Source organism: Elizabethkingia argenteiflava (assembly GCF_009904105.1).
Lineage (GTDB): Bacteria > Bacteroidota > Bacteroidia > Flavobacteriales > Weeksellaceae > Elizabethkingia > Elizabethkingia argenteiflava.
Map to the genome: position 1 here is coordinate 1 of NZ_JAAABJ010000036.1, position 1,738 is coordinate 1,738.

A 1,738-nucleotide genomic window follows, 5' to 3' on the forward strand; every position below is an offset into this window, starting at 1 on the left:
ATGAGCCAGCACTTAGACTACGCACGGTCTTCTTCGTTTTACCGTTCTTACGGTTAATTTGCTCGTTAAGTTTATCCTGAGCAAGGTGGTATTCAAGCTCACCGCACATCATAGATTCCAGAAAGTGCTTCACCATTGGAGACAGAACCCCATCGGTGCCAGTCTTTTTTTTTCCAGAATAAAGGCCGGCAATAGACTCCTTCTTAAAAGACTCAAAGTCAAATTCTTCTTGTGACATAAGATATTATATTTAAAGATAATGTTTATGACACAGTTCGAGATACACCCTCTCAGAAAACTAATAGTTTAAACAAGTTCTATTATTATAAAATAGTTTAAGTACTCTCATATTTTAATATATTAAATATTTCAACCTTCACCCATTCAAACAAAATTCTTTTAAATCATATTCAAATGCTATTTTTTTACATTTAAAATCTGTTTATTAGAAAAATATTATTAATTTAACTGACAAATAACACAAACCCGTAGCTGAAAAAATTATCTGACTAAATTTTTAAGATAAAATTATATAACTATTCTAGTCATGGGTAATTTTAAAATTACCCATGACTAGATGTAAGAAATAAAATCATCGTGGATGACTACTATAAATAATTGACTTAACTGGTTGAACTTATTTTATTATACGCTTAAACAAGCTAATTTTATTTAACAACATATTAACACAAAACAGAATTAAAATTTAATTGACATGGGAAAAAAAAAATTTACACTTTCCGAGAACCAAGTTTTTTTCAACAGCTATAAAAGGTTAGTCTATACCATCAGCTCCTTTACCCCTGTTGGTGATTGCTCTTGCTCTAATCATGAACAGCTGTAACAGTGACAATATAGAAAAAACACCTCTACTACAGATCATAACACCTATCTTTCACTAAAAAATGAAGCCTCAGGTTATGAAGACACCCCAGAGGTAGCAGAAATAAGGAGAAAGTATCTTGATACACTGGGTACAAAACCACACCATAAAGCCTCCCTACTGGGTGCAACAGATCCTAAAGGTTTATTTGTAAGTGAGATGAGAAAAATAATAACTTCTCTAAACGATCCCTATACCGGTAACTTAGCCCAACAACTACAAGATCATTATTCTTCCCTACTAGATGGCTTAATCGCTAAAGGAACCGGCGCCTTTACATTCGGTTCCGATAAAACAGATCGTTATTCAGATAATGCATTAAAAAAGATCAAGCTGCCTGAAACGATTTATTGGGAACAGGAAAACAGGAAAGATAGCACCTTCCATTCTTATGATGTAATCACCAATTTAGAACCAGAAACGAGTGCTGTAACTTTAGAGCGAATAAAAGATCTTGTATTAAACGCCTACTCTTATCCGGGCTTTAAACTGGGAAAAGTAAGTAATGTCGTGAATGGAGGAAGCAAATTGGTTTTTGGATCAGTAGTCGATGCTAAAGCACCTAGTACGTATTTAGTACCTGGTGGACTTATAGAACAGCAAGCCATTACAGGAGGGATTATGAATATAACCAACCCTCATCATACTTTTTACAAAGGAACTACGAGCTGGGTATTTTTTAAATACAAAAATCATTTCTTTGTAACTACTCATGGTGAAGGTATTAATATGTAGGCTTCCCTTTTTTAGTACGATTTAAAATTAGACAATTTTTCATATTGTACCCAATTTATTTTCTGTTAATTTATAACAGCAAGTTTCTGTTTTTCCTTTTCTCTGTATTTCACAGGAGAC

General features: G+C 33.3%; 1 protein-coding gene and 1 pseudogene. One reads left to right on the top strand and one right to left on the bottom strand.

The window, feature by feature from the left end; all coding sequences use genetic code 11:
* Positions 1 to 238: pseudogene (locus GNY06_RS00165) on the bottom strand (IS256 family transposase); the annotation flags it as partial.
* Between the two features lie 804 nt (positions 239 to 1,042).
* Here GNY06_RS00165 and GNY06_RS00170 point away from each other — a divergent pair.
* Entirely contained in the window at positions 1,043 to 1,618 is a 576-nt protein-coding gene (locus GNY06_RS00170; RefSeq protein ID WP_166518298.1) for a hypothetical protein, read from the top strand.
* Positions 1,619 to 1,738: the final 120 nt, after the last annotated feature.

Excerpts from the sequence above, each read along its gene's own strand:
- GNY06_RS00170 (WP_166518298.1), top strand. The coding sequence starts at position 1,043 with ATGAGAAAAATAATAACTTCTCTAAACGATCCCTATACCGGTAACTTA.